This is a genomic window from Chitinophaga sp., assembly GCF_017745275.1.
Taxonomy (GTDB): domain Bacteria; phylum Bacteroidota; class Bacteroidia; order Chitinophagales; family Chitinophagaceae; genus Chitinophaga.
Genome location: NZ_JAGHZS010000003.1, coordinates 726,291 through 752,702, shown reverse-complemented (window position 1 = coordinate 752,702; position 26,412 = coordinate 726,291). Strand labels below are relative to the sequence as shown.

At 45.0% G+C, this 26,412-nt stretch carries 20 protein-coding genes; 8 read left to right on the top strand and 12 right to left on the bottom strand.

All coding sequences use genetic code 11. The features are described 5' to 3' along the window. Position 1: 1 nt before the first annotated feature. Positions 2 to 790, top strand: coding sequence for an SDR family oxidoreductase (locus J7623_RS12620; protein WP_291920650.1), 789 nt, complete (start codon positions 2 to 4; stop codon positions 788 to 790). A 22-nt stretch (positions 791 to 812) separates the two neighbouring features. After that, a complete protein-coding gene (locus tag J7623_RS12615; RefSeq protein WP_291920649.1) occupies positions 813 to 1,634 on the top strand; it encodes a purine-nucleoside phosphorylase in 822 nt (273 codons plus the stop codon). Positions 1,635 to 1,643: 9 nt separating this feature from the next. Here the strand turns inward: J7623_RS12615 and J7623_RS12610 are convergent, their stop codons facing one another. The 6 genes from J7623_RS12610 to J7623_RS12585 form a co-directional block, all read right to left on the bottom strand. After that, the gene (locus J7623_RS12610; RefSeq protein ID WP_291920648.1) at positions 1,644 to 2,630 is read right to left on the bottom strand and encodes a GNAT family N-acetyltransferase; all 987 of its coding nucleotides are present in this window, start codon (positions 2,628 to 2,630) and stop codon (positions 1,644 to 1,646) included. Between the two features lie 717 nt (positions 2,631 to 3,347). After that, positions 3,348 to 4,580: an SMC-Scp complex subunit ScpB gene (scpB, locus tag J7623_RS12605; RefSeq protein ID WP_291920647.1), complete on the bottom strand. Its 1,233-nt coding sequence runs from the start codon at positions 4,578 to 4,580 to the stop codon at positions 3,348 to 3,350. Between the two features lie 120 nt (positions 4,581 to 4,700). Beyond that, positions 4,701 to 5,585: an ATP synthase F1 subunit gamma gene (gene atpG, locus J7623_RS12600; protein WP_291920646.1), complete on the bottom strand. Its 885-nt coding sequence runs from the start codon at positions 5,583 to 5,585 to the stop codon at positions 4,701 to 4,703. Between the two features lie 166 nt (positions 5,586 to 5,751). Continuing rightward, positions 5,752 to 6,333: a DJ-1/PfpI family protein gene (locus J7623_RS12595; protein ID WP_291920645.1), complete on the bottom strand. Its 582-nt coding sequence runs from the start codon at positions 6,331 to 6,333 to the stop codon at positions 5,752 to 5,754. A 138-nt stretch (positions 6,334 to 6,471) separates the two neighbouring features. Next, the gene (locus J7623_RS12590; RefSeq protein WP_291920644.1) at positions 6,472 to 8,091 is read right to left on the bottom strand and encodes a RagB/SusD family nutrient uptake outer membrane protein; all 1,620 of its coding nucleotides are present in this window, start codon (positions 8,089 to 8,091) and stop codon (positions 6,472 to 6,474) included. Positions 8,092 to 8,118: 27 nt separating this feature from the next. Beyond that, complete coding sequence (locus J7623_RS12585; protein ID WP_291920643.1) at positions 8,119 to 11,127, bottom strand: TonB-dependent receptor; 3,009 nt, start codon at positions 11,125 to 11,127, stop codon at positions 8,119 to 8,121. Between the two features lie 258 nt (positions 11,128 to 11,385). On the opposite strand from J7623_RS12585, the gene J7623_RS12580 reads away from it, so the two are divergent. The 3 genes from J7623_RS12580 (at position 11,386) to J7623_RS12570 (ending at position 15,418) form a co-directional block, all read left to right on the top strand. Continuing rightward, complete coding sequence (locus J7623_RS12580) at positions 11,386 to 12,753, top strand: DUF1080 domain-containing protein (protein WP_291920642.1); 1,368 nt, start codon at positions 11,386 to 11,388, stop codon at positions 12,751 to 12,753. A 121-nt stretch (positions 12,754 to 12,874) separates the two neighbouring features. Continuing rightward, positions 12,875 to 14,656: a DUF885 family protein gene (locus J7623_RS12575; RefSeq protein WP_291920641.1), complete on the top strand. Its 1,782-nt coding sequence runs from the start codon at positions 12,875 to 12,877 to the stop codon at positions 14,654 to 14,656. A 405-nt stretch (positions 14,657 to 15,061) separates the two neighbouring features. Next, positions 15,062 to 15,418: an MmcQ/YjbR family DNA-binding protein gene (locus tag J7623_RS12570; protein ID WP_291920640.1), complete on the top strand. Its 357-nt coding sequence runs from the start codon at positions 15,062 to 15,064 to the stop codon at positions 15,416 to 15,418. On the opposite strand, the gene J7623_RS12565 is transcribed toward J7623_RS12570, so the two are convergent. Next, entirely contained in the window at positions 15,419 to 16,201 is a 783-nt protein-coding gene (locus tag J7623_RS12565; protein ID WP_291920639.1) for a sulfite exporter TauE/SafE family protein, read from the bottom strand. Positions 16,202 to 16,585: 384 nt separating this feature from the next. Between J7623_RS12565 and J7623_RS12560 the strand changes: the two genes are divergently transcribed. Continuing rightward, positions 16,586 to 16,918, top strand: coding sequence for an AraC family transcriptional regulator (locus tag J7623_RS12560; protein WP_291920638.1), 333 nt, complete (start codon positions 16,586 to 16,588; stop codon positions 16,916 to 16,918). Between the two features lie 57 nt (positions 16,919 to 16,975). Beyond that, positions 16,976 to 17,731 carry an SDR family oxidoreductase gene (locus tag J7623_RS12555; RefSeq protein WP_291920637.1) on the top strand — a complete coding sequence of 252 codons (756 nt, stop codon included), beginning with the start codon at positions 16,976 to 16,978 and terminating at the stop codon, positions 17,729 to 17,731. A gap of 96 nt (positions 17,732 to 17,827) precedes the next feature. Here J7623_RS12555 and J7623_RS12550 read toward each other — a convergent pair whose 3' ends face one another. From J7623_RS12550 to J7623_RS12530, 5 genes are all read right to left on the bottom strand, one after another. Then, positions 17,828 to 19,165, bottom strand: coding sequence for a Gfo/Idh/MocA family oxidoreductase (locus J7623_RS12550; RefSeq protein ID WP_291920636.1), 1,338 nt, complete (start codon positions 19,163 to 19,165; stop codon positions 17,828 to 17,830). A gap of 104 nt (positions 19,166 to 19,269) precedes the next feature. Beyond that, positions 19,270 to 19,875, bottom strand: coding sequence for a hypothetical protein (locus J7623_RS12545; protein ID WP_291920635.1), 606 nt, complete (start codon positions 19,873 to 19,875; stop codon positions 19,270 to 19,272). A gap of 6 nt (positions 19,876 to 19,881) precedes the next feature. Continuing rightward, the gene (locus tag J7623_RS12540; RefSeq protein WP_291920634.1) at positions 19,882 to 21,249 is read right to left on the bottom strand and encodes a nucleotide pyrophosphatase/phosphodiesterase family protein; all 1,368 of its coding nucleotides are present in this window, start codon (positions 21,247 to 21,249) and stop codon (positions 19,882 to 19,884) included. 210 nt (positions 21,250 to 21,459) lie between these two features. Then, positions 21,460 to 22,671: a metabolite traffic protein EboE gene (gene eboE / locus J7623_RS12535; protein WP_291920633.1), complete on the bottom strand. Its 1,212-nt coding sequence runs from the start codon at positions 22,669 to 22,671 to the stop codon at positions 21,460 to 21,462. Continuing rightward, positions 22,668 to 23,825, bottom strand: coding sequence for a 3-dehydroquinate synthase (locus J7623_RS12530; protein ID WP_291920632.1), 1,158 nt, complete (start codon positions 23,823 to 23,825; stop codon positions 22,668 to 22,670). Before J7623_RS12530 ends, eboE begins: the two co-directional genes overlap by 4 nt. 598 nt (positions 23,826 to 24,423) lie before the next feature. Here J7623_RS12530 and J7623_RS12525 point away from each other — a divergent pair. Further along, positions 24,424 to 26,412: a tetratricopeptide repeat protein gene (locus J7623_RS12525; RefSeq protein WP_291920631.1), complete on the top strand. Its 1,989-nt coding sequence runs from the start codon at positions 24,424 to 24,426 to the stop codon at positions 26,410 to 26,412.

Genomic DNA, 26,412 nt, shown 5'->3' with positions numbered 1-26,412 from the left:
TATGCACTATACGGACAAAGTAATATTGATTACAGGCGCCAGCTCGGGCATAGGCCATGAGCTGGCGCTTTTATTGGCAAAAGAAAAGGCCCGATTGATATTGGCTGCCCGTAATCAGGCGGCCCTGGAAGCGGTACGCAATCAATGTCTTTCTTATACACCCTGGTGCGAAATAGTGCTGATGGATGTTACTGATGAAGCCCAGGTACAGGAAGGCGCCCGGCGTGCTTTACAATTTTTTGGGAAGATAGATGTCCTGGTAAATAATGCCGGCGTTACTCAGCGCTCCAAGCTGATAGATACTTCGGTGGCTGCAGTAAGGCAACTAATGGAAGTAAATTTTTTCGGTGCGGTAATGCTTACCCAGGCACTGCTGCCTCATTTCAGGGCACAGGGAGGCGGACAAATCATTATTATCAGCAGCATGGCCGGACTGATGGGCTACCCCTGGCGCTCCGGCTACAATGCGGCCAAACATGCCCTGCAGGGATACTTTGAAACCCTGCAAACAGAAAATCCCATTCCCAAATTATACACTACTATTATTTGTCCCGGACGGGTACGTACTCCTATTACCTATTCCGCTATTACGGCTAACGGGGAAGCCTATGGTAAAATGGATCCCAAACAGGTAAAGGGCTTATCTGTTGCCCTATGTGCCCAACGCATTCTAAAGGCCATGCATAAACGAAAAAAGATGGTGCTGATTGCCAGGGAAGAAAGGATATTACTATGGTTTAAAAGATATTTTCCACCTCTCTTTTACATGATTGCGCGTAAAGGGAATTAATTTGCAGCAAATTCAATCTTGTATGGATCTGTTACTGCAACAAATAACTGCGGCTACCGCTTATCTGCAAACCTTTTCTTTTGAACAACCCCGGGTGGGCGTAGTACTGGGCACAGGACTGGGCGAGCTGGTTAATCATATCAATATTACACATACGATTCCTTACCACCAGATCCCTCATTTTCCGGAATCGACGGTAGAATCTCATAAAGGCAACCTGATACTGGGACATATAGGCAGTACCCCTATAATAGCCATGCAGGGACGCTTTCATTACTATGAAGGCTATACCATGCAGCAAATTACTTTTCCGGTACGGGTAATGAAGGCATTGGGCATTCAACAACTGCTGCTTAGTAATGCCGCAGGTGGAATGAATCCTGCCTTTAAAAAGGGCGATTTGATCCTGTTGGACGATCATATCAATATGCAGCCGGAAAACCCGCTACGGGGCCTTAATTCTCCTGTATATGGTTCTCGCTTCCCAGACATGAGCTGCCCATATAATCCGGCGTTGGGAGAAAAATTAAAAACCACCGCCATCGCACTTGGCACTTCATTAAAATCCGGTGTATACGTTTCCGTGATGGGTCCTAACCTTGAAACCAGGGCAGAATACCGGTTCCTCCGCATGATAGGCGCGGACCTGGTAGGAATGAGTACGGTACCGGAAGTAATTGTAGCCAATCAACTACAACTTCCCTGTGCAGCCGTATCGGTAGTCACAGATGAATGTGATCCGGATAATTTGCATCCTGTTTCTATTGAAGAAATTATTGCGGTGGCAGGTAAGGCGGATAAATTACTGAGTACACTTTTTGCTACAGTGATCGGGACATTATAGCGAATAAATTTATTGATGATAAAACTGGAGCACCTGTTTTACTGTCTCATATTTTTCTGCTCCATTATTATCTATCCAATCTCTTTTTAAGGATTCATATACTTCAGGATTATGTATTCGTTTACCAATATAAAACGGTACATAATCCTTTGAAAAATTCGATTTAAATTTAAACAAAGTATCTTGTTTGCTATTTGTTAAGCCGCCACCCAGATTAAAATAGCTATAGCCATGGAGGTGTCCCCATTCTGCCATATTGGAGAGTATAAAATTAGTAGCCGGTATCTGTGTTGTATTAAAGTTCCTGGCGGAGAGGAAATAGGTTACAATATTACCGCTGAGGAAAAACAAACTGGTGGCATAGGTAGTATTATTCATTCGCACTCTTGCCATCACCAATTTTTCTCCCAACTTATTTACCAACTTCTCAAAATATGTTTCGCTGAAAAAATAATATTGTGTTGCATGTACGTTCAGCATATTCTGATAATACATTCCCATGAATTCAGTAAGATATGGCGCCGGATCTACTAATTCAAACACATATCCTTCACTTTTCATTTTACGTACCAGATTTCGGTTGGTACTGCTAAACTGCTCATTCCAGATCTTATTCCATTCGATGTTTTCCGAAAGCATTACCACCGTGCGATTCAAAAAATTTGATGTAAAATATTTAAACCGCTCTTGTTCTCTTTTGTTATAAATAGGATGATATCTGATGAATTCAGATACTAAAAATCCTTGTTTACAAGTATATTCAATAAACATCCTTTCTCCTACCTGGAAAAACAATGGATCATTTGAATAGGGACCACAGTAACCATAGGGCGATGTTATGTCATAGTAACCATTAATTAGCGGCTTGCGGATGTAAGGATAAATAAAAACGTAATTATCTTCCTGACAAACAAATATTTCATATTCTCCTTTGTGCAGAAACGCATCTGTTTCCAAAAAACCGGGCTGATAGTAAATGTCCAAATTGAGCTTCATCTCATCTAGCAACTGATTATATTCGACGATATTCTCAGCACTAAAAACTTTACACATCTGCATATAAATGTCATAATAAGTTAAACAAACCACCAGGTAAGCATAGTATCACTGTATTAACGCTGCAAAAGGTCTTCCCCCCTAGCATTCCCCATTAATTAAATTTCATCTTTGCCGTTATTAACTTTTTCTTTGCAAAACAAAAACACCCTTTGGGGCAGGCAAAACGCATACTGCATCTTAACGGTTATTACAACCATTAAGTTACAACACATGAATATTTTATACACTGGTTAGAAAGAAATCGATACTTGTGATTTAATAAGGTTACAGTATAAAAATGTATCACCAAACAGTAGTTAATTGAAGCGGCTCTTTAGCATGACAATACTACTAAACCCTGGCAACAATTGCATTAAAATCTGATTAAATTACCCTTAGAAAAAAATGAGAAATTGTTAATAATGAGCCCGATAGCTGTCCGCTACGAATACTGCAATTACGTCTCAGGTCATATTCTTCCTAAAGCAGGCAACTTGCAGTTCGTTCGACAATTTTATCTTGTATCTTTCTATTTCAGGGCTTTGAAGTGGAAGTATCTCTTTTTTAAACAGCTTTAAACATTATTCCATCACCAACACTTCGTGACAGCTTAAATAAAAAAAACCGGGATATAAACCCGGTTTTTTATTGCTTTTGAAACGATTCGTTTTTACTTTATTTCACATCCGGGTGTGCCCCACTTTCTTCTTCCTCATCATCATCTTCATCATCATCTTCTTCTTCCTCATCATCATCTTCTTCTTCACCTTCCTCATCACCGAAGGATAATAACTTTTCTCCCAAGATCGCGTCTTCCATCATATCATCCGGATCTTTATCTCCATCATCATCTACTACATCATTATCAACATTATCTTCTTCTTTATCTTCTTCCGCGGCTTGTTCTTCTATAAGTTCCTCATCAATATCATTGCCGGAGAGATTATCTTCTACGATGTCGTCAGGATCTTCGTCGTTTTCGTCACTCACCGGATGCTCCGGTTCCCGGTCTCCGGGATCTATCCATTGTGCCTTGGGAGGCTTAGGTGTAGTTGGTTTTTTCGGCTGCTTTTCCTCTTCTTTATCAGGTGCGTCATTTTTTTCCTCATCTTTTTCCTCATCAATGAAATCATCAAAACGGATAATTTCATCATCCGGCTCCACTTCTTCATCTTCAGAAGCGGGGTGCTCTTCTTCGGTGGGCAAAAGAGTGGTAGTGGACAGGTCATCCAGTTTATGATCGGGGTCCAGCAGTTCTCCATCTTCAGATACCATGAGGGAATGGGCGGTATCTGTACTATGCTCTCCGCGGCCCAGGGTAGCTGTTTCATCGCTGATGAGGGTTGGCTGCACCATTTCTTCATCAAACAATTCCTTTAGCTTAGGCAGGTCGGCTACAGAGCTGAGTCCAAAATAATCCATAAAGGAGCGGGATACTGCATACAACAGCGGTTTGCCAGGCTGATCTTCACTACGCCCGGTAATTACAATCAGTTCTTTTTCAAGGAGTTTTTGGATGGAGTAATCGGTACTCACGCCACGGATATATTCTATTTCTCCTTTGGAGATTGGTTGCCGGTAAGCGATAATCGCCAATGTTTCCAGTGCTGCAGTGGATAAGCGTTTGAGGAACTTATCCCCATTCAGCTGGGCTACAGTTTGATAATATTCTTTTTTTGTAAGGAATTGATAGCCCCCGCCACTGCTGCGCACTTCAAATGCATAAAATTCAGAGCTGTATTTTTCCCTGATGGCTTCCATGGCAGCTTCCACCTGGTCTAGGGTGGTACGGTCTTCCAGGAAAGCCAGTGCATTATTAAGCAGATCCACTATTTCCAGCAAAGGTAAAGGCCGGTCGGCCGCAAAAATTAATGCTTCCACGTGCGGGATGATCTGTGATATTTCCATACGTTAACAGGAGGTGCAGATGTTACAAAAAAGGTCAAAGACCGAAAATACAGTCTTTGACCCTAATCTGAAAATATTAATTCAGTTGTTGACTTAGTGCTAAAAAATGCCTTACAGTACTTAACTTCCTAATGCTGCAGCACCACTCACGATTTCGGTCAGCTCTGTAGTAATGGCTGCCTGACGTGCACGGTTGTAAGAGATTTTCAGAGAACGCAGCAATTCGCTGGCATTTTCTGTTGCTTTATCCATCGCAGTCATACGGGCACCATGCTCAGAAGCATGAGAATCCAGGATGGCTTTGAAGAACTGTGTATTCAGAATTTTAGGCATCAGTTCCTGAATCAGGGTGTCTTTCGCTGGTTCGAAAATGAAGTCTGCTTTCAGGGCATTGTCTTCTTCGTTTTCTACCTTGGCGATGGGCAGGAACTGCTCCGTAACAAAAATCTGGGTAGCAGCGTTTTTAAATTCGCTGTACACGATATCCACAGCATCGTAGGTCCCTTCTGTAAAACCGTTCAGGGCTACCGCAGCAGCTTCTTTCACGTGTTCAAAGGTAAGACTGCCAAAGAGCTGCCAGAATTTATCATTTACTTTATAGCCGTTCTGTACAAAATGGTCGTAACCTTTTTTACCGATAGGCAGAATTTCTACATTGCCTTGCTCAAACTGCTCCTGGTACTTCTCGCGGATTACGCGTTTAGCCGTCTTGATCAGGTTAGAGTTGAAAGCACCGCACAAACCTCTGTCTGAAGTAATTACCACAATCAGTACTTTTTCAACGGGGCGCTGTGCCGCCAGTGGCGTGTTGATATTGCCTTCGCTGTTGGAAACAATATTCTGCAACATTTCCTGGAGCTTTACCGCATAAGGACGCATCAGCAGAATAGCATCCTGCGCACGTCTTAACTTGGCAGCACTCACCATTTTCATGGCTTTCGTGATCTGCTGACCAGATTGAATAGATTTGATTCGGTTACGAACTTCTTTAAGCTGTCCGGACATATATAAAAATCAATTACGAATTACGAATTTATCAATCAATGCAGGGATAGCCTCCTGAATTTGGCTGCAAAGGTAAGCAATGCCACTTTAATTTGAAAATCCATAGAAAGATAATTTAAACTTTCTTCTGATAATTGATAATCAATATTTTATACATATGTCAGTATTATAGTGTGATACTGGTTCCCAGCACCTGTAAAAAGGCCGCGATCCACTGCGGATGAGCTGGCCATGCCGGCGCCGTCACCAACTTTCCATCTACTACCGCCTCGTATACATTTACCGATACATAGGTACCTCCCGCCGCTGTCACCTCAGGTGCCACCGCCGGATAAGCCGTTAATTTCTTTCCGCGTACCACATCGGCAGCTGTCAGGATCTGTATACCATGACAAACAGCCGCAACGGGCTTATCTTCCACAAAAAAGTGTTTTACCAGCTCCAGCACATTCTTATTTAACCGCAGGTATTCGGGGGCACGGCCACCTGCTATCACCAGCGCATCATAATCTGCCCCGGCTACATCGTTAAAAGAAGCGTTGAGCACAAAACCGTGTCCAGGCTTTTCGCTGTAGGTCTGGTCACCCTCAAAATCATGAATCGCTGTTTTAATTTTCTCACCGGCTGCTTTATCAGGACAAACCGCATGTACCTCGTGACCAATCATCTGCAACATCTGGAAAGGAACCATTGTTTCATAGTCTTCGGCATAATCTCCGGTCAGTAACAATATCTTTTTTTGGGCCATAACAAGTAAAGTTTTTTGAGTTAGAAAAGGCTTATGAAGATAAGCAATTAGCGGAAAGCAATCAGCCTTTGATATGTATAGTGATTGTTAAATTTCACTATCATATCAAAGGCTGATTGCCGTTGTTAACAGCTGCTACTAGTACCCCGGATTCTGGGGAAATGGCGTTGAAGACCGGTCAATCTGGTCTTGTGGAATAGGACGTAATACGTGTTTGGGAGCAATGCTTTCCTTTGCCTTTTGATTATCACTATATAGTCTTACTCTTTCCAGTAATTTATGGGTACGTACCAGGTCAAACCAGCGTAGTTGTTCTCCTACCAGCTCACGGCCTCTTTCATCCAGCATAAAATCAATATTCATTTGTGCTGCAGTGGCTTTCATAGCATCCCGGTTGGCCTGGGTTTCGGCGGGTGTAGCACCTGGCCGGGCAGCCCTCATGCGCACTACGTTCACCAGGTCTGCGGCGGCCTGGTTATTTCCCAGCATCATTTGGGCTTCTGCATCTATCAGGTAGGTTTCCGCGAGACGGAAGGCTATAAATGGCCTTACCCCGGAGGCCTGGTTATCCGGCCGGAGTGCGTCGGCAAATTTATTCAGCGAAGGATATAATTTTTCGTAGTAGTTCCGCGGTGGTACCAGCAGGTATTTCTTCGACTTGATTTCAGCATCTGATACATCGTATCCCGGCATATAAACAGATGTATCGCCAAGGGCCAATGTAGCAGTGGGTGCATTGGTAAACCAAACAGTGGTAAAGAATTTTTCATAACGCACATCATGTACACGATCCCTGTACAGGGTCTCTATCAGGTATTTGGTTGGCATAAAACGCTTCCAGGGTGTACCATTCGCCAGATCACGCTTCATACCAGGCAACACATCGTACTGCATCAGGAAAAACCGGCAGGCATTGTTATCGGCATAGCCATACAATGCATCTGTGGTGTATTGCGCGGCAAAAATGGTTTCTGCATTATTTTCTTTTCCCTGTGCCCATACCTGTCCGGGATCATCCAACAGCTTAAAGCTATAGTTCTTAATCACCATATCAGCATATTTGGCGGCATCTGCATAATCTGTTGGTTTAGCATCCGGAGAAGAAGCACGGGTAAGATATACCCTGGCCAACAGGTGTTCGGCGGCGGGTTTGGTAGCGCGGCCCCAATCGGTTTGAGTGGCCGGCAGGTCCTTTTCTGCCGCCAACAAATCATTGATGACTGCGTCATATATAGCTTTGGTACTATCGCGATGTGCTTCTGTAACAATTTTCGTGTTTTCGTTTAGCCGTAAGGGTACAGCACCAAACATCTCCATCAGGATAAAATGATAATGCGCCCTGCAAAATTTTGCTTCTGCCACACCTTTTATCTTACTGGCACTATCCAGGTCAGGAATGAGATTGGCCCTGTCTACAACCACGTTACAGGTATTAATAGTTTGATAAAAACTATTCCACAAATCCCTGATATGTGTATACCGGGAATCCAGCTGAGAAGTATACTGGCTAACAAATTTAAAATCACCATCAGAGCCGTTAGTGTAGATGTCTGTCCCTGTTTCGGTCAGTGTCATCCCCCGTTCGGTGCTATAAAATGCTCTCATGGCAACATATGACCCGGTGACCGCCGTCTGAAAACCGGCTTTGGTATTATAAAACGAATCTGTCACATTGGTGATCACCTTTTCATCCAGCATTTTATTACAGGATGTTGTGGCAACAGCCAGCAACAGGATGATAGAAACTATATATTTCATAACGTTTTCTTTTAAAGATTTTGATGATTAGAACCGCGCATTTATACCAAACTGTAACATCCAGGTAGCTGGTGCATCTACCCCAATGACATTCACATCTTCAGGATCTATCCCTTTCCAGGTTTGACGATAAGGCGCCAGAATCAAAGGTTGCTTTACACCTACATTAAACCGGAGATCCTGCATCTGCATGCGTTGCACCATAGCGGTGGGCAAGGTATAGCTAAGCGTGATACTCCTGATTTTGAAGAAGGAGCCATCGAAATAACTCAGCGACTGATAATTGCTTGGACGCTCCTGGTTGGCATTAGGCCGCGGGAAATCATTGGTGGGATTAGCCGGTGTGTTATAATCAATATTGAGATTATTATAACGGCCAAACAGCGTATTATAATTCTGGTAGAAATCACTTTTGATCATACTACCCATACGGGCAAAGGCCACAACAGACAATTCAAAACCTTTGTAAGAAAAGCGTTGGGTAGTACCAGCCGACCATTTAGGTTCCGGCGAACCCAGTATCTGCCTGTCTTTCGCGTCAATAACACTGTCTTTATTCACATCTTCCAGTTTAATTTCTCCCGGAGATACGCCATACTTGTTGGCTATATTTTTTTCACCCACCTGCCAGATGCCTGTTTTCTTATAATCGTAGTACACGTAGGTAGGTTGACCTACAAACCAGCCATTGCCCACATCAGCGGTTCTGCCGTTGCCAATCGACAAAATCCGGGAACGGTTGGTGAAAAAGTTAACATCCATTTTCCAACTGAAACCTTCAGGGTTATCTATAACGGTAGCGCCTACACTTACTTCCCAACCTTTGTTACGGGTTACGCCCAGGTTTTCCAATACCGAGTTAAAACCGTTACTGTAGGGTAACAGGTGAGGCATCAGCAAATCAGTTGTTTTCTGCGTATACCATTCAATCACACCCGTAACGCGACCATTCAGGAAACCGAAATCAAGGCCTATATCAGCAGAAGTGGTGGTTTCCCAGGTGAGGTTAGGATTACGCAGTTCACCTGGTACAAAGCCCAGTGCGCCTTTATTTCCATATGAATATGGAATCCTGGTAAGTAAACCTTGTGTTGCGTAAGGGTTAATCCCTGTATTGCCGATACGGCCATAGCTGGCACGCAACTTCAGGTTATCCAGTACTTTCTGGTTTTTCAGTGGCGCTTCATTGATAATATTCCAGGCAGCTGCTACAGAAGGGAAATAGCCCCATTTCTGTCCCGGAGCAAAGCGGGAGGATCCGTCTGCGCGAAGTGTGAGCGTCAGGAGGTAGCGGTCATCATAACCATAGTTAAGACGTCCCATGTAAGAGAGAATTGTCCAGGTACTTAAACTGCTGGTAACACCGGTTACATTGAGTGCCTGCCCCAGGTTGTAATACTGTTGCGTTTCCACAGGAATACCTCTTACGTTGGTAGTAGATACATCTGCGGTTTGTCTTTGTACACTGTACAAAGCGGTGGCGCCAATGCTATGTTTTTTCACCACCTTATTATAGGTGAGTAAGTTTTCAATAGTATATGCAACGGTAGATGCATTGCCTTTCATCGCCGTAGCATCTCCACCGCCAATCAGCAGGTTGGTATTATTTTTACCCTGAAACAGGCCATAGTTGTAGTTCTGAATATCCGGTCCCACATTCAGACGATATTTCAGGCCATCTATGATTTCAGCTTCCGCGAATAAGCTGGTAAACACGCGGAACCGTTTCATGAGTTCGAGGCGGTTATTATTTACATAGTCCAGCAGGGGATTAGGTTGTTGGCTATCACCGGTAGGCAGTATAATCAGTTTCCCTTTATCATCATAAGGAGCTGCAATAGGCAGCATTTTCAAGGCATTATCAATACCATTGTAGGTTTCTCCGTTACGCAGGCTATACGCACCGAGGACAGTAGCACCTACCCGTACCCGGTTGCCGATCTGTTGTTCTATGCCCAGGCTTACGTTATAACGTTCATAGCTTTGTAGTTTGAGTACACCCTGATCTTTAAAGTAGCCCAGGCCTATATTGTACCTTGTTTTCTCTGTGCCGCCGGCTACAGAAAGTGAATGATTGGTTTGGTAGCCCGGAGAAATCATCAGTTTCTGCCAGTCAACGTCCGTTCCTTTCTTGATATTGGCCAGTTCTGTGGCGTTAAAGATGACTTTATCAGATGAATCAGGGTTGTTGTCGTTATATTTTTTAGCAACGCGGGCGGCTTCTCTGCGCATGTCTACAAACCGGGAGGCGTTCATCATATCTGTTTCACCGAGTTGTTGTACATAGCCATAGGAGCCGGTGTATGAAACCACGGGCTTACCTACTTTTCCTTTCTGGGTAGTGATGAGTACTACGCCGTTTGCGCCCCTGGAGCCATAGATGGCTGTTGCGGAAGCATCTTTCAAAATATCCATCGATTGTATTACACCCGTACCAATATCGCTGAGGCTACCAGCATATGGAATCCCATCTACTACATACAGCGGGTCGTTGCCGGCATTAAGCGAGCGGGTACCGCGAATACGTACCTGTGGCTCATCTCCGGGTTTAGCACTATTATTAATTACCTCTACACCGGGGGCGCGACCCTGCAGTGCCTGTTGGGGGTTAGTTACCGGTACATCCTGTATGGCTTTGGTACCAACGGAAGAGATGGAGCCGGTGACATCTTTTTTCTTTTGCTGACCATATCCCACCACTACAATTTCTTCCAGTTTTTTACGGTCTTCTTCCAGCACTATGGAAATAATCTTATTGCCTTTATAAGGCTCCTCACGTGAAACAAAACCGACGAAAGTAAATACCAGTACAGCTTTGTCCGGATTTGTAATGAGCAGTCGGTAATGCCCGTTTACATCTGTTTGTGTCCCAATATTTCTTCCTTTAACGGCAACGGTTACTCCTACCAGTGGAACTTTCCTGGCATCCAGTACATTTCCCTCTATGGTAGTGGGATGGTGCTCCTGGGCGATGATAAGTTGATGGAATAGCAAACACGCTACCATACAAACAAGACGTGGAAAATACTTCTTCATAACGTTGTTTAAGATAATTTGTGGAATAAAGGAAACTAGTTACAGTTAGTTAGATTTTGGCTTACGCTACGGGTTCTTCTGTTGACAAAATAAGATAATTTTAGATTTCTGCAATCGTTTGCAAAATAAAATTTGCAAACGTTTCCATAAAATGCAGATGGGGTAGGATTTTTGCCATTTTTAAAAATAAAATCTTTTGCAATCGGTTGTAAAAATGAAATTCATTGATTATTTTGGACACCTTATTCCGTTTTAGTTATGAAAAAGACGATCCTTTTATGTGGCTCCCTGCTGTGTATGTATGGTGGCCTGTTTGCTCAAAAAGCCCAGTGGCAGCAACTTTTTAATGGCAAAGACCTGAAGGGCTGGAAACAGCTGGGAGGAGAAGCTAAATATCATGTGGAGGACGGTGAAATTGTAGGTACTACGGTGATGAATACACCCAATTCCTTCCTGGCAACAGATAAAGAATATGGGGATTTCATCCTGGAGCTGGAATTTAAACTGGGTAAGGAATTTAACTCCGGGATCCAATTCCGCAGCCAGAGCAGATCTGATTATCAGAATGGCCGTGTATTTGGCTACCAGATGGAAATAGACCCATCGGACCGTAAATGGAGCGGTGGTATTTATGAAGAAGGCCGCCGGGGCTGGCAATATCCGATGGAACTGAATCCTGCCGGGCAAAATGCCTTCAAAAAAGACGGCTGGAATAAATATCGTATTGAATGCCGGGGCAATGAAATGCGTACCTGGGTAAATGGCGTACCTACCGCTCACCTGGTAGATACTGCATTGCCAAAGGGTTTCATTGCATTGCAGGTACATGGCATCGGCAAAAATGCAGCAGATGACAACAAGAATATCTACTGGAAAAATATCCGGATCATAGAAAACCCGTCTGCCTCCCAGTATTCACCGTACGACAATATCTACGTGGTGAATAATGTGGACAACACCATTTCCGGGCAGGAAAAGAAAAACGGCTACCAGTTATTATGGGATGGCAAGACCTCCAAAGGCTGGAGAGGCGTTTACAAGAAAGATTTCCCTACCAAAGGCTGGCACATGGAAAATGGTGTGCTGACCATTGGCAATTCTACAGGAGATGAGGAAGGCAGCGGTGGTGACATCATCACCGATAAACAGTACGGCGCTTTTGAGCTGGAATTTACCTTCAAACTCACGCCTGGCGCCAATAGTGGCGTAAAATACTTCGTGAGCGAAACCTATGAAACCGGTGGTAAGTCGGCTATTGGCCTGGAATACCAGGTTTTAGACGACGAAAAGCATCCGGATGCAAAATTAGGACGCGACGGAAACCGCACGTTAGCAAGTCTTTACGACCTCATGACAAGAAAACAGGAAAAACGAGCCATTAATCCTATTGGAGAATGGAACAAAGGTCGTATTATTGTGTATCCAAATAACCACGTAGAACATTGGTTAAATGGATTTAAGGTGCTGGAATATGAGCGGGGGTCCCAGGCTTTCAAGGATCTGGTGGCGATCAGCAAGTATAAAAACTGGAAGAATTTTGGTTTGTGGCCGGAAGGGCATATCCTGTTACAGGATCATGGCAATGAGGTTTCTTTCAAGAGTATTCGCATAAAAATTCTTAAATAATATTATTTATCTTTTTTTTCATTGTTCACTGTTCTAAATAAGCATTCCGATTCTTCGGAATGCTTTTTTTCTTTAGAGAAAACGGTAAATTACCCTTTATTCACCACCCACATAAATGAATATGTTACAACAAAAAGGCTACCTGTTACTATTAGGCGCCCTGTTTGCCGGCGCCTGCCAGCCGTCTGCCAATCGTAGCAACCCCGCTGCCATGCAGGACTCCCTGCACCAGTTGGCCGCCCGGTATTACGATCAGAACATGGCCCTCAACCCTTTAACGGCCACGCAAAACGGCGAAAATCAATATAACGACCAACTGCCAATCGATATCAGTGAAGGCTTCCGCGCCAAAGCCGACTCCTTTTATGCCAGCTACCAGCAAGCCATCAAAGCAATAGATACCAGCGCGCTTGCCGGTAACGACCGCATCACCTATGATATGCTGCAAAGGGAATTCGATATCAACCGCGAAGCATTGACGTTCCATGACCACCTCATGCCGGTACAACAGTTTACCTGTTTACCGCTAACACTGGCGCAACTGGGCTCTGGTTCCTCTGCCCAACCATTTAAAACGGCCAAAGACTATCACAACTTCATGAGCCGTATGGAGCGGTTTGCCATATGGACCGACACCGCTATCGCCAATATGCGCCGTGGTATTGCTACCGGGTATGTATTGCCGAAAAGCCTGGTAGTAAAGGTGATTCCACAGGTGACCGACCTCGCAAAGAAAGATACCGCTAACAACGTTTTCTACGCCCCGCTGAAAAGCATCCCGGATTCTCTGGGCGCTGACGTGATTGCCGGACTGCGTATTGATTATGCTGCGGCCGTGGAAAAATATATCCTGCCGTCCTACGCCAAACTGCGGGATTTCATGCAGCAGGAATACCTGCCCAAGGCCCGTACCAGTAGTGGTATTGAAGCTATTCCAGATGGCAAGGCCTATTACGCTTTCCTCATCAAAAGCTGGACTACCACCAGCCTGACCCCGGAAGCCATTTATGCCCTCGGCGAAAAAGAAGTTGCCCGGATCCGCGGCGAAATGGAAGCCGTGAAAAACAGTACCGGGTTTAAAGGCGATCTGCCCGCATTTTTTGCCAGTGTTCGTGCCGATAAAAAACTGCGCATTTTTAAAACGCCCGCCGCTATCCTGGACTCTTTCAAAGCGATCGAAAACAAGATCATGCCTGGTGTTAAAAAAATGTACGGCCGTCTTCCCAAAACCAAATTCGAAATCCGCCAAACGGAAGCCTACCGCGCGGCCTCCGCTTCTGCAGAGTATATACAAGGTAGTGCTGATGGTACCCGCCCCGGCGTATTTTATGTGCCTATCCTGGACGCTGCCACCTTTTCATATACCGGCATGGAATGCCTGTTTTTACATGAAGCCATTCCCGGCCACCATTTCCAGATTTCACTGCAACAGGAAAATGATTCCCTGCCTAAATTCCGCCGCTTCTCCTGGATCGGCGCCTATGGCGAAGGATATGCCCTGTATTGCGAAAGTTTAGGTAAAGAACTGGGCCTGTACACAGATCCTTACATGTACTTCGGCCGGTTAACCGATGAAATACACCGCGCTATTCGTTTAGTCGTGGATGTTGGTTTACACGCCAAAGGCTGGACCCGTGAGCAAGCCATCAAATATATGATGGACAATGAACCGTTATCCACACAGGAGGCTACCGCTGAAATAGAGCGGTATATGGCGATTCCCGGGCAAGCCCTCTCGTACAAAATCGGAGAACTGAAGATCCATGAACTGCGGAATAAATACACGAAAGAACTGGGCGGCAAATTCAGCTTATCAGCTTTTCATGATGAATTGCTGAAAGATGGTTGCGTTCCTCTTTCCGTACTGGAACAGAAAATGGCGCGTTGGGCGGAAAACAGATAATCCAGGCGGATTTTGTCTGTAGAACAGGATTAAACTGATTTTATTTTTTGATTTATGAAGATGAGCGAAGGCCGTAGCATTTACCCGCTACAGTCTTCGCTCATCTTCTTTAAATTATTAAAATATTTAATTAGTATAATTCGTCTAGTCCCTATTTCAGGACAAAATCAACTTAGTCTATTAAATTTTGATTAATAACCCAACACCGCCTTACTTTTTAACATTCGCGATTGCATTTTATTTCTTATTTTTATACAGCAGTTTCATTCACTATTTACAGCTTAACGTTACATTAACCACACATGCTTCATATTTTCATATGTTAGCCTGTGCCTATAAACTATTGGTATAAATAACCGTCTTAAAAAAACGGGTTGTATAATATTATTCTTAAAACCTGCTGCTATGTTTGATCATACCCTCAATGTGTGCCGTTCGCTTCCGGCAGTTTCCGCTGAAAACAAGTGGGAGAATGAATTGCGTTTTTATGTTGGTGAAAAGTTATTCTGCATGATGTCTCTCGAACCGCCTTACTGGTTGTCGTTTAAATGCAGTTCTGCCCAATTTCATCAGTTAATTTCGAGGCCTGGGATAGTGCCAGCTCCACAGTTGGCAAGGTATCACTGGATACAACTAAAACAGGAAGACCTGTTACCAGAACAGGAGCTGGAAAATTATTTGTTGAATGCTTATGAGTTGACGGTAAGTTCACTGCCGCCATTTGAACAGGAAGCTATTCATAAGATGAAAGCCCACGCGTAATTATTTCCAGATTGTAAAGAAGATATCGTATACGCCGAATACGATAAGGGTAAGTGCAAATAATTTTTCCAGGGCAGGTGTTTTCATTTTAACAGCCGTTTTGGCGCCCAGCCAGGAAGCAGGGAATGCTGTAAGCGACAGCAGTAGTGCAATATTCCAATCGATATGCCCCAGCCACCAATGTGTTAATGCCCCTGGAATTGATAACAGTGCCGACAATACTACTGCACAAGCCAAAGCCTGCTTGATTGGCATCCGTAATTTTTTGATAAAGAAGGAGCTGAACAGGATCCCTCCTGCATTGGCCAGCAGTCCTGATAAGAAGCCAATAAACAAAGCGGCTGCTACCAGTTTGCCGGCTGGTACATCCTCGCTTTCCACTGGTGTTTCCCCTGCTGGTTTTCCCCGCATAAAGGAATACAATAACGACATACCCGTTACCATGATAAACAAGGCGGTCATAATCATTAGTGATTTGCCAGGCAGATAGCTACTTAACCAGGATCCAATGACGGTGGCGGGAACGCCAAAAGCTGCACCCAACAGGATCACCCGCTTGTTAAATAACTTTTCTTTGCGGTATACCGCGGTGGCAGACAAGGTGCTGGTAATAGATGCCGGTAAAGGCGATGCCAGCGCAAAAAAAGGATTAACGCCTGCAAATATCTGCAGTGCGGGGGTGCTGATAGCACTGCCTCCTTTACCTAATAAACCGGACAAATAGCCGACTACCAGGCCTATAAGCAATACTGACAGGTATTCAGATTGTTGTAAAAATTCCATTCAATCATTCCTCCGGGAACGCGCAACTTCGTGGTTGGTGTGGTTGGTTATAAAAATTACAGGTAAATCAAAAATAGGGGAACCTCATTCCACAAACAAATAATACCGATAACTAAATGTTATGGGGGATAACAACTTATTATATTTATTGCTAGTCTATAAACGTAATAGGAGAAAGGGTTTTCAACGATGTGAAGGTACAGTTTTGGGGGAAACAAATGACTAAAACTATCATCCTTTTTTAAAAATCCGAAAAGTTCACCATACCCGTTTCTTTAGAAAACAACACTTTTGTATTATTTTAGGAAGAAGAAAAGCATGCGCGAAACCCATCAGCACATATTAAAAAGAAGCAAAGAAATTACCCAAAACTATTTTCAGTTTTTGGATAAGCATATTGCTGACGTTGTTTCCGGGCACGTAGCTGACTTTATGGAAATCAACCAGATTGCCAGTGAATTGTTTTTGTCTCACAAACATTTAACGGATATCATTCAACAGGAAACAGGCCATCATCCTTGTCATTTTTATGACGTCAAAATAATTGAGAAGGCGAAACAAATGCTGCTAACAACTGATAAATCTGTGGCAGACATTGCCACCACATTAACTTACGACCCTTCTAACTTCTCCAAATTCTTCAAAAAAATGGTGGGTCAAACTCCCGGAGAATTCCAGAAAGAAAATAAAAGTTCCGAAAAGTTCACCACGAAGTAACCCTATCGTCTTGCCACCTTTGCTACATCAATTTTAAACATCAAAAAAGCAAATAAAATGGCGAGAAACGATTTAAAAGGGAAAGTAGTCCTGATTGCTGGCGGCGCAAAAAATCTGGGAGGCTTATTGAGCCGCGATTTTGCAGCTAAGGGTGCAAAGGTGGCTATTCACTACAATAGCGCCAGTACCAGGGCAGATGCTGAAAAAACTTTGGCAGATATTACCCATGCAGGTGGAGAAGCATTTTTGTTCCAGGCAGATTTAACAGATGTGAAAAACATCACCCAACTTTTTGATGCCACTATCGGGAAATTTGGAGGCATTGATATTGCGATCAATACCGTAGGCAAAGTATTGAAAAAGCCTTTTGCAGATACAACGGAGGAAGAATACGACAGTATGAGTGCCATCAACGCCAAAGTAGCCTATTTCTTCATCCAGGAAGCCGGAAAGAAAATAAACGATGGTGGAAAAATCAATACCATTGTTACCTCCCTGCTGGCAGCATTTACGGGTTACTATTCTACCTATGCAGGTGCAAAGGCGCCGGTGGAGCATTTTACCAGGGCTGCTGCCAAAGAATTTGGCGCCCGTGGTATTTCGGTAACTGCAGTGGCTCCCGGCCCAATGGATACTCCTTTCTTCTACGGCCAGGAAAGTGCAGATGCTGTGGCTTATCACAAATCGGCTTCCGCTTTGGGAGGTTTGACCAATATCAGGGATATCGCTCCGTTGGTGGAATTTTTAGTCACTGATGGCTGGTGGATCACCGGGCAAACCATTTTTGCAAATGGTGGCTATACTACCAGGTGATTGAAAACATATCTTATCCTTCTGAATGTCAAATATTACGTTCATCCCGTGGATAGGGATGAACGTAATATTTGAATCCCTGTTACCGGTGCTGCATTACACTTTAGGCGCCCAGCCTTTTTCATATTCCCTGTTCCACATTTTCATCGCTTCATTATCATCCAGGATATGCCCATTGGCAGCGTCGGTATGCAGGATATGCCCTGTACGCTGTGCAATATTACCGAGCAAACAAAGCAGGGTACTGCGGTAGCCAATGTTAATTTCAGAATTGAGGGTTGCTTTGCCCCGGATACTTTCGAGGAAATTATTGAGATGTACTGCATCATAAAATTCACCGGCAGGACTAACGGTGTTGGTTACACTCTGATTAGGATTAGCGGCCTGTTTTATGTCCTTGATTACTTTTCCTTTGGGGTCAATGAGTTTGTAGCTATCGCCACCGGAATTATACAGGCTGCCGTTTTCACCAAACAGTGCAAACCCACGGCCGCTGCCTTCCAGGTTAAAGGGACTGCAGCTACGGCCTTCCCAGGAAATGGCTTTACCGCCTTCGAATTCAAAATTCAGCGTTTGTGTATCCGGTGTTTCCCAGTCGTCTTTCGGATAGGCATAGCGCCCACCGGCGGAAGTAACTTTAACAGGGAATTCCACATCCATAAACCAGCGTAAACAATCCAATTCATGGGTGGCGTTGTTACAGGTTTCCGAAGTGCCCCAGTTCCAGCGCCAATGCCAGTTATAGTGAACGATATTATCGAGATAATCGCGACGTGGAGCAGGCCCCTGCCACAGATCCCAATCCAGTGTAGCCGGCACCGGTATCTTTTTACCAATGCCAATAGGTTCACGGTTATTCACATACCATCCCTTGCCATAATATACTTTTCCCAGCACCTGTTGCTCTTTTACTTCCTTTACCGCTTGCTGCAGGTTAGGCCAGGAGCGGCGCTGGTTACCCATTTGTACCAGGCGATTGTATTTCTTTGCTGCTGCCACCAATAGTTCGCCTTCTCCCGGATCATGTGCACAAGGTTTTTCCACATATACATGCTTACCAGCGGCGGTAGCCATGATGGCTGCCGGGGCGTGCCAATGGTCTGGCGCTGCGACAATCAGCGCATCAAAATCTTTACATTCCAGCAGCTTACGAATGTCTTTGATAACAGTAGGTTGCTTCGCCTGTGCGCCGGCAACGGCTTTGAGGCCTTTCGCAATGGCGCCGTCTTCTACATCACAGATGTAACCAATTTCAGCACCGGGAAGCTTCGCTGCACATTGCGCCAGCCAGTTCCCACGGGAGTTTACTCCCATTACACCCAGTACCAGTTTGTTACTGGGGGCATTTTTCCCGAAAACAGGAAAATTAAGAATCGTTAACCCTGCTCCCAAACCGGCCATGCCACCAGTTTTCAGAAAATCTCTTCTTTTCATAACGGACAGATATTTATACTTGGTGATTCGAAATAACAATCGGTTGCATAAATGTAAAAATTTAATCCCCGGGATTATAGAAAATATGATGAGAGGAATGGATATTAAAAACGAAGGCTGGCAGCTACCTGCCCGGGTGCAAACGTTATCTGCATGCCATCAAATTTCCGGTAGAGCGCTTTTCCATGGCGGTGATGGATAGTGAGATTTACCACATCATATAACAGCAGGAAACCACCTTGTAGTATAATGGAAGAGCCATAGCCTTTCCAGCGGTCCTGCTCTTTCCCACTTTGATTTTTCCCGTACTCACGGGCGTATAAACCACCCAGGATATAAGCCACATCGAGGGCGCCATTGACCAGGTAAATCTTCTCAATTTTGTACTGCTCTTTAATGCTTCCCTGCATATTATAGCTGCCGGGATGGAGTTTACGGTTACCGAAATAGCCGGCGGTGGCAATACCCAGGTTCACCACATTCCAGATAGCATTCATCTGGTGGAAGTATTTGGCTTCACCGGAGGTTTGTCCCATGGCTACGAGGCCGGTAGCGATATTGGCCACGGACCATCCTCCCAGCACCACCATCGCAGCTTTCGTGGTTTGTATACGTTCCCGGTTAAATTCCGGCAGCGACAAACTGTCCTGCGCTACAAGCCGTACCGCTAACAGCAGTGTAAGGATGAGGGTGCCCGCATATTTATGCATACGCTATTATTTACCTGTCAACTGATTCCAGATCACCTCATATACGTCAGTGGCTAACAACTCGGTTTTGGAAACAGGATTAGGGCTGATGACCACGGGGTGATATAGTGGATTTTCCTCCAGACGTCCGTGGGAGCCTTTAATCAGCGTGGCATCCAGCGGTATCACATTCATCAGGTAGCGGAAGCCCAGCTTCTTTTTAAGCAGCTTACCGGCAGCCTTTAATTTAATGAATGGATCAGCAGGATTCATGAACATCTCCACCGGGTCATAACCCGGCTTACGGAAAATATCCACGATACGGGCAAAATCAGGCGCTTTGGCGTCATCCAGCCAGTAGTAGTAAGTAAACCAGCTATTGGCGTCTGCAACAACCACCAGGTCGCCCGCACGGCCATGATGCAACTGATGCTGGCGTTTGCCTTCACGGTCCAGCACTTGCTGCACACCTGGCACTTTTTCGAGAAGATTACGTACCTGTTTATAGCAGGAAGGATCGTTGATATAGATATGTGCGATCTGGTGATCGGCTACCGCAAATGCTTTGGAAGCGCCGGCGTCCAGCAGTTCCAGCCCGTTTTCCACCCGCAGGGTCAGCAGGCCTTCCTGTCTTAATATCCGGTTCAGGTGAATGGGATTATTCACATTGGTAATGCCGTATTCAGACAGTACAATTGGATCGCATTGCTGCTGTTGATAATAGGTGATTAATTGTTTACATACCGCATCTATTTCACTCAGCTCCTTTGCGTTACGCACCGGATCCTGCCCAAATTTCTGCAGACAATAATCAAGATGAGGCAGGTAAATGAAAGTCAGGGTAGGATTGTATAATTGATCGGTGATGATAGAAGCATCTGCTATCCACTGGCTCGACTTAATGCTGGCAGTTGGTCCCCAGTAATTAAACAGGGGAAATTTACCCAGCTTTTCAGTCAGGAGATCCCGCAATGAAGCAGGTGTAGTATAGCAATCGGGCACTTTACGGCCGTCTGACAGGTAATTGGGACGGGGAGTCAGTGAGTAGTCCACGTTGGCGTACATGTTGTACCACCAGCACATTTGCGAAACAGTGAAGGACGGATCCAGCTTCCTGGCACGATCCCAGATTTTAGGAGCATCTACCAGCTTATTGGATTGTTTCCAGAATTTCACTTCTGCATCGGTTCTGTCGTACCAACCGTTGCCTACAATGCCATGCTCGCTGGGCCACTGTCCGGTAAGATAGGTACTTTGCACGGATGTGGTGAGCGCCGGTAACATGGGTTTCACCGTAGCCAGGTGACGCTGTTGCGTATAAGCCTTCAGAAATGGCAGGTGCTCCAGCAAATTGGTGGAGAGCCCTACTACATCAATAACAACTGTCTTTCTCATAGATCCCAAGCAGAAAGCAAAAAGCGGAAAGCAAAATTTTCTTTTTGTTCCCGGTTCTTATTTCCCGGTTTTTGTTTATTTATTTTCTATTTGATTCTTTATTTCCAGGCTTCCAGTTATTAACAATAAGCGTGATCAGAAAACAAAAGTAAAAAACCGGGAAACAAAAAACCAATGCTTTTTACTTTCCGCCTTTTTGCCTGCTGTCTTCTAGGCTATCTGGCCCTTGATCCAGTTTAATTCCCGGGAAACGGACAAAGACATTTCCTGCTTTAATTCAGGTGGTAATACATCCCAGGTATATGTTTCCACTTCGAGGTGTTGTGTAAAAGGCCGTTGTTGCTGTAAAGCCAACACCTGCCTGATATCTTCCTGTGTAGATTGCAATACACCAAATTTATCGAGGAATACCGGCACATGGAAGTGCGAGCGCCATTCTGTTACTGCCGGATTAGCTTCATCCGCAAGGGCTTCCGGCAAATCAGGATAGTGAATAAGGGTCCCATCCTGTTTACGGGCAATCACCTGGTGCAGGTATACAGGCTCATTAAACCGGCGGAATGCATCCGTTACTTCTTTTCGTGCAGTCGTATCCGTTGGCATGTCCGCTTTCAGGGCTGCACTGATCTGCAGCTTGCCTACTTTCAGGCCATAGTGCTGCAAACGATCCAACACACGTTGCGGCGGCTCATATACCAAGGCAAAGTGACAAACATCGTAGCACAATTGAATATGCGACTTGATGATCGTTACGGCCTCAGTATCTGTTACGTCAAACTTCTCCATAATAAACGGAACAGCCGCAGGCAATAATTCTTCGAAATACCAGGCAATATATTCGCTGGTATTCTCCATCAGGCCATCGGGTTCCGGTTCCACGTCCAGGTGCATCAAGGGGCCTCCGTTACGATATATGCGTACCAGTTGTTCCAGTACCTGTAACATATTCAGGGTAGCGCTTTCCGTGAAAGAATTCTTTTCTTCTTCGCAGCGGTTGCACCAGAATTTATAAGTAAGCGGGTTGGTAGAAATGCCTCCTTCCATACCTGCGGGCAATAAAGCTGCCAATATACGAAACAGGCGAATAGTGTAGGCCACGCGATCCGCGCTGGTCCAATCGGGAGCATGTACCTGGTCTTTCACCACTACATTATGAAACCCACCATATGGAAAACCATTCATGGTAAACACGTAACAATCTTCTTCCTTCAACCATTGCTGAAATGCTTTCAGGGGTTCTTCTTTACTCAGTTCCAGGCTGGCGGTATTAGCCAGGCGCAGGCCGATACCGAATGGCTGATCGGGAGATACCTGTTGCTTGATGGCCGGTATAAATTGTTTCAACTGCGCAAAGTGATCACCCCAACTTTCGCCGGGATGGATATTGGTACAGTATGTCAGATGTCCTGCGGCTGTTTTCATCCTTGGTTATTTTTACAGATATCCACTGCCTGATACAGTAGCTCCAGGTTCATTTCATGTACTTCTTCTCCTTTTCCTACTGCACGCAGCAGGGAAATGGTCAGGCGGCCACCGAGGTGTTCGCGGAATTCTTCCAAGCCAACTACCACCGGAGAAGGCTTGCCATCCTGCTTTTCCAGCAGGGGATGCCAGATGGGCAGCTGCATATTTTTCAACACGGTCAGAATACGATACATATCTGCTTCCGGCAGCCAACCTAACAGGAACGAGTATACGCTATCTACTGCAATACCAATCGATACTGCTTCTCCATGGCGCAGGTCGAAGTTGGTCAGTTGTTCCAGTTTATGTGCGCTCCAGTGTCCGAAGTCAAGCGGGCGGGAAGAGCCGCTTTCAAACGGGTCGCCGGCGCCGCCAATATGTTGTACATGTAGCTCCGCGCAACGATAAATGAGGTCCTGCATAGCAGGCATATCTCCGGCAGTCATCGCTACAGCGGTGGCTTCTATACGGTTAAAGAAAGCAGCATCTTTAATGAGCGCTACTTTTACGGCTTCCACCATTCCGGAGCGCCAGTCGCGCGAATCCAGGGTTGTTAAAAATACCGGGTCGTTAAACACCGCTGCCGGTGGGGCAAAAGATCCCAGGAAATTTTTCTTTCCCTTATAGTTCACACCATTTTTTACGCCTACGCCGGAGTCGTTCTGTGACAGCACCGTAGTAGGGATCCTGATATGTTTTACGCCGCGATGAGAAATAGCGGCCGCAAATCCAACTAAGTCCAGCAGGGAGCCTCCACCGATGCCTATTACATAAGAGTGGCGATCAATACCATACTTATCAATGGCGTCTACCAGGTTAAAAAGAAGTGGTAAATCATTTTTCACCGCTTCTCCACCTGCGATGGTGACTATTTCCGGCGCCAGCTGAAAGCCGGGTACATGTTGGAAGTAATCCTGAATTTGTTGGGTAAGTTGAGGATGATGTGCCGCTACACCTCCGTCAAGAATTACGAGTATTTTTTTAACATATGCCTCTTCTGCTTTTGATGCCAGAAAAGAAGCCAAACAGGTATTGGCCGGGTCAAATAAATGGCTGCTAAAGAAAACCCCGTAAGAAAAGTTTACATTGAAATTTTGTTGAATATATTCCATGGCTTATTCCGCATCGTCTGTCTTAAAAAAACTATAGCCTTTAAAAGTACATAGAAAAAACGTGATTTTTTATAAAGAATAAGGCTCCGGGAACGGAGCCTATTTTTTGGGGTTAGCCTGTAGAATCATTTATCGGTATGCAAAGAAATCTGTTTTTAGAGGGTTTACAGACAGTAGTAACCGCTAATTTATAAATTGCGTAGTTCTACTGACATAAGCCTTTAGTCGACAAACCCAACACCACACAGCATTTCAACCCATTGCAACCTTGTCATTTGTCGTCCATTGGTCCGTTCCTCCTTTTACCTGTTGCGTATTAAAGCAGAATTATTGACCTTTATCTCACTGTAGAATAATTGTCAATATTACAGCCCGAATTTAAAGTTTCACTGAACCCCAAAAATGGGTTTCCCATTTTGTTAACTCCTGTAACATCGGTTATTATTCACGCTTTTTTGAATGTTTTGAGCATTTGTCGCGCGCTGCGCTGGCTGAGGATGGCTATTCCATTTTCTGCCTGCAGGCATCCTGTATGTTAACTGGACGTAACCGGATTATTAACAAGGCAACCCTGGGTGTTGCACAAGTATTTTTAGCGATGTGGAGAATATTAGTTTTGATTTGTTGTATTGTACTCTGTAGCAGGCAGCCTTTATCAGCGGCTTATACACCGCAACTGGACAGCCTCTCACGGGTAATTCATGAGCAGGCGGCAGACAGCAACCGGGTGCAATCTCTCTATGCGTATGGTTGTATGTTGTTGCCATATAGCATGAAAGAAGCGGAAGCAGCCTTCCGGCAGGGTTTACAACTTAGCAGACAACTTTCTTATCATAAGGGGGTAGCGGATTTCGCCTGCTACTACATGTACATACAAGACATGCGCGGGGAATATGCGATGTCGCTTTATATGGTTAAACAGGCAGTGCTTATCTATGCGGCGTTAAAAGACACGGTAAACCAGGCCATCGCTATCAGCTACTGTGGCCAGGAATATCAGCAGATGGCGAATTTCCAGGCGGCCGCCAGCGCATACCTGGAAGCCATGAAGCTGGCAGAAACCGCCAGGGACAGCGTTACCGCCGGCATGATGCTCAATAACCTGGCTGCCGTTTTTAACACCCTGGGCGATTACCGGAAAGGGTTTATTTATGCCAGCCAAGCTTATCAACAGGGCATCCAACTGAAACGGAAACTACGTATCAGCGCCGCCCTGCTGAATATGGGCCAAAGTAAACTGCTGGAAGGAAACTATGATGCTGCCAGTGATTACTTTAACCAGGCATTGTTAATGGGCAGGAGAAACGGCGACAGCCTGCTGGTATTAAACGCCCTGACCAACCAGGCCCGCGTACTCTCTGAATTATCGCAACATACCCTGGCCCTTCAAACCTATAAAAAGGCCTTACTCATTGCACAGGATGATCCGGGGCCGGAGAACCTGATGCTACTCTACATGGGTTATGCACAGGCCCTGCATAAAACCGGCGACTACACCCTTTCTGATCAATACCTGCAAAAGACCATCCAGCTGGCAAAAACGTATCACTCCGGTGATGAGTTGCGGCGCGCTTATCTTACTGCCTCCGATAATATGGCGGCACAACATCGCTATGAAGCGGCATTCCGGATGCGTAAAGCTTATGAAGCACTTAACGATTCACTTGTAGGCCGTAACACCCGCAGCAATGTACAACAACTCGAAACGCAGTACCTGACAGAGAAAAAGGACCGTGATCTTGCTGAAAAGAAGTTGCTGCTGGCCAAAAAAGACCTGGAGCTACAAAGAAAAAATATCTGGATCGGAGTTTTCCTGTGTGGCGTTCTCCTCCTATTGGCAGGATGTATATTCATCTGGCAGCGATTGCAACACCGGCATCACCTGCAGCAACAACGATTACAGCGCATGGAAATAGAAAAGACCATGCAGGTACTGGAAGCTATGATGCAAGGGGAAGAAAAAGAACGCACCCGTTTATCAAAAGACTTGCACGACGGGGTAGGCGGTATGTTATCTGCCGTAAAAATGCACTTCTGGGCACTCAAGTATGAGCGTAGCTATCTGCAGCAGGACAAAGGATTTAATCATGCACTCAACATGCTCGATGATGCGATTGGAGAAGTCCGCAAAACTGCCCATAACCTGATGCCGGAAATACTGGCGCGGATGGGGCTGGCAGGAGCGCTGGAGTTTTTCTGCAACAACGTTAGTCATTCCCGTGAGTTGCAGATCAGTTGCTATACTTTCGGTACCATGCAGCGTTTCAAGGGAAATTTTGAATTGTCTATTTACCGGTTGGTACAGGAACTGATTAACAATATTATCAAACATGCAAAAGCCACAGAGGCGCTGGTACAGATTACACAGCATGAAGAACTGCTCACCATTACGGTGGAAGACAATGGTATCGGCTTTGAAAATGTAGCCAGGATGAACAACGGCATGGGCTTAAAAAACCTGGAAAGCAGAACAGCGGCATTAAATGGTCATCTTACCCTAACGGCTACACCGGGTTGTGGCACCACCGTATACATGGAATTTAATATTGCAATTATGCAGTTGATGGAACTGCAACCTACTTTTTAA

Coding starts and splice junctions, on each gene's coding strand:
- J7623_RS12620 (WP_291920650.1), top strand. CDS start 2: ATGCACTATACGGACAAAGTAATATTGATTACAGGCGCCAGCTCGGGC.
- J7623_RS12615 (WP_291920649.1), top strand. CDS start 813: ATGGATCTGTTACTGCAACAAATAACTGCGGCTACCGCTTATCTGCAA.
- J7623_RS12610 (WP_291920648.1), bottom strand. CDS start 2,630: ATGAAGCTCAATTTGGACATTTACTATCAGCCCGGTTTTTTGGAAACA.
- scpB (WP_291920647.1), bottom strand. CDS start 4,580: ATGGAAATATCACAGATCATCCCGCACGTGGAAGCATTAATTTTTGCG.
- atpG (WP_291920646.1), bottom strand. CDS start 5,585: ATGTCCGGACAGCTTAAAGAAGTTCGTAACCGAATCAAATCTATTCAA.
- J7623_RS12595 (WP_291920645.1), bottom strand. CDS start 6,333: ATGGCCCAAAAAAAGATATTGTTACTGACCGGAGATTATGCCGAAGAC.
- J7623_RS12590 (WP_291920644.1), bottom strand. CDS start 8,091: ATGAAATATATAGTTTCTATCATCCTGTTGCTGGCTGTTGCCACAACA.
- J7623_RS12585 (WP_291920643.1), bottom strand. CDS start 11,127: ATGAAGAAGTATTTTCCACGTCTTGTTTGTATGGTAGCGTGTTTGCTA.
- J7623_RS12580 (WP_291920642.1), top strand. CDS start 11,386: ATGAAAAAGACGATCCTTTTATGTGGCTCCCTGCTGTGTATGTATGGT.
- J7623_RS12575 (WP_291920641.1), top strand. CDS start 12,875: ATGTTACAACAAAAAGGCTACCTGTTACTATTAGGCGCCCTGTTTGCC.
- J7623_RS12570 (WP_291920640.1), top strand. CDS start 15,062: ATGTTTGATCATACCCTCAATGTGTGCCGTTCGCTTCCGGCAGTTTCC.
- J7623_RS12565 (WP_291920639.1), bottom strand. CDS start 16,201: ATGGAATTTTTACAACAATCTGAATACCTGTCAGTATTGCTTATAGGC.
- J7623_RS12555 (WP_291920637.1), top strand. CDS start 16,976: ATGGCGAGAAACGATTTAAAAGGGAAAGTAGTCCTGATTGCTGGCGGC.
- J7623_RS12550 (WP_291920636.1), bottom strand. CDS start 19,165: ATGAAAAGAAGAGATTTTCTGAAAACTGGTGGCATGGCCGGTTTGGGA.
- J7623_RS12545 (WP_291920635.1), bottom strand. CDS start 19,875: ATGCATAAATATGCGGGCACCCTCATCCTTACACTGCTGTTAGCGGTA.
- J7623_RS12540 (WP_291920634.1), bottom strand. CDS start 21,249: ATGAGAAAGACAGTTGTTATTGATGTAGTAGGGCTCTCCACCAATTTG.
- eboE (WP_291920633.1), bottom strand. CDS start 22,671: ATGAAAACAGCCGCAGGACATCTGACATACTGTACCAATATCCATCCC.
- J7623_RS12530 (WP_291920632.1), bottom strand. CDS start 23,825: ATGGAATATATTCAACAAAATTTCAATGTAAACTTTTCTTACGGGGTT.
- J7623_RS12525 (WP_291920631.1), top strand. CDS start 24,424: ATGTGGAGAATATTAGTTTTGATTTGTTGTATTGTACTCTGTAGCAGG.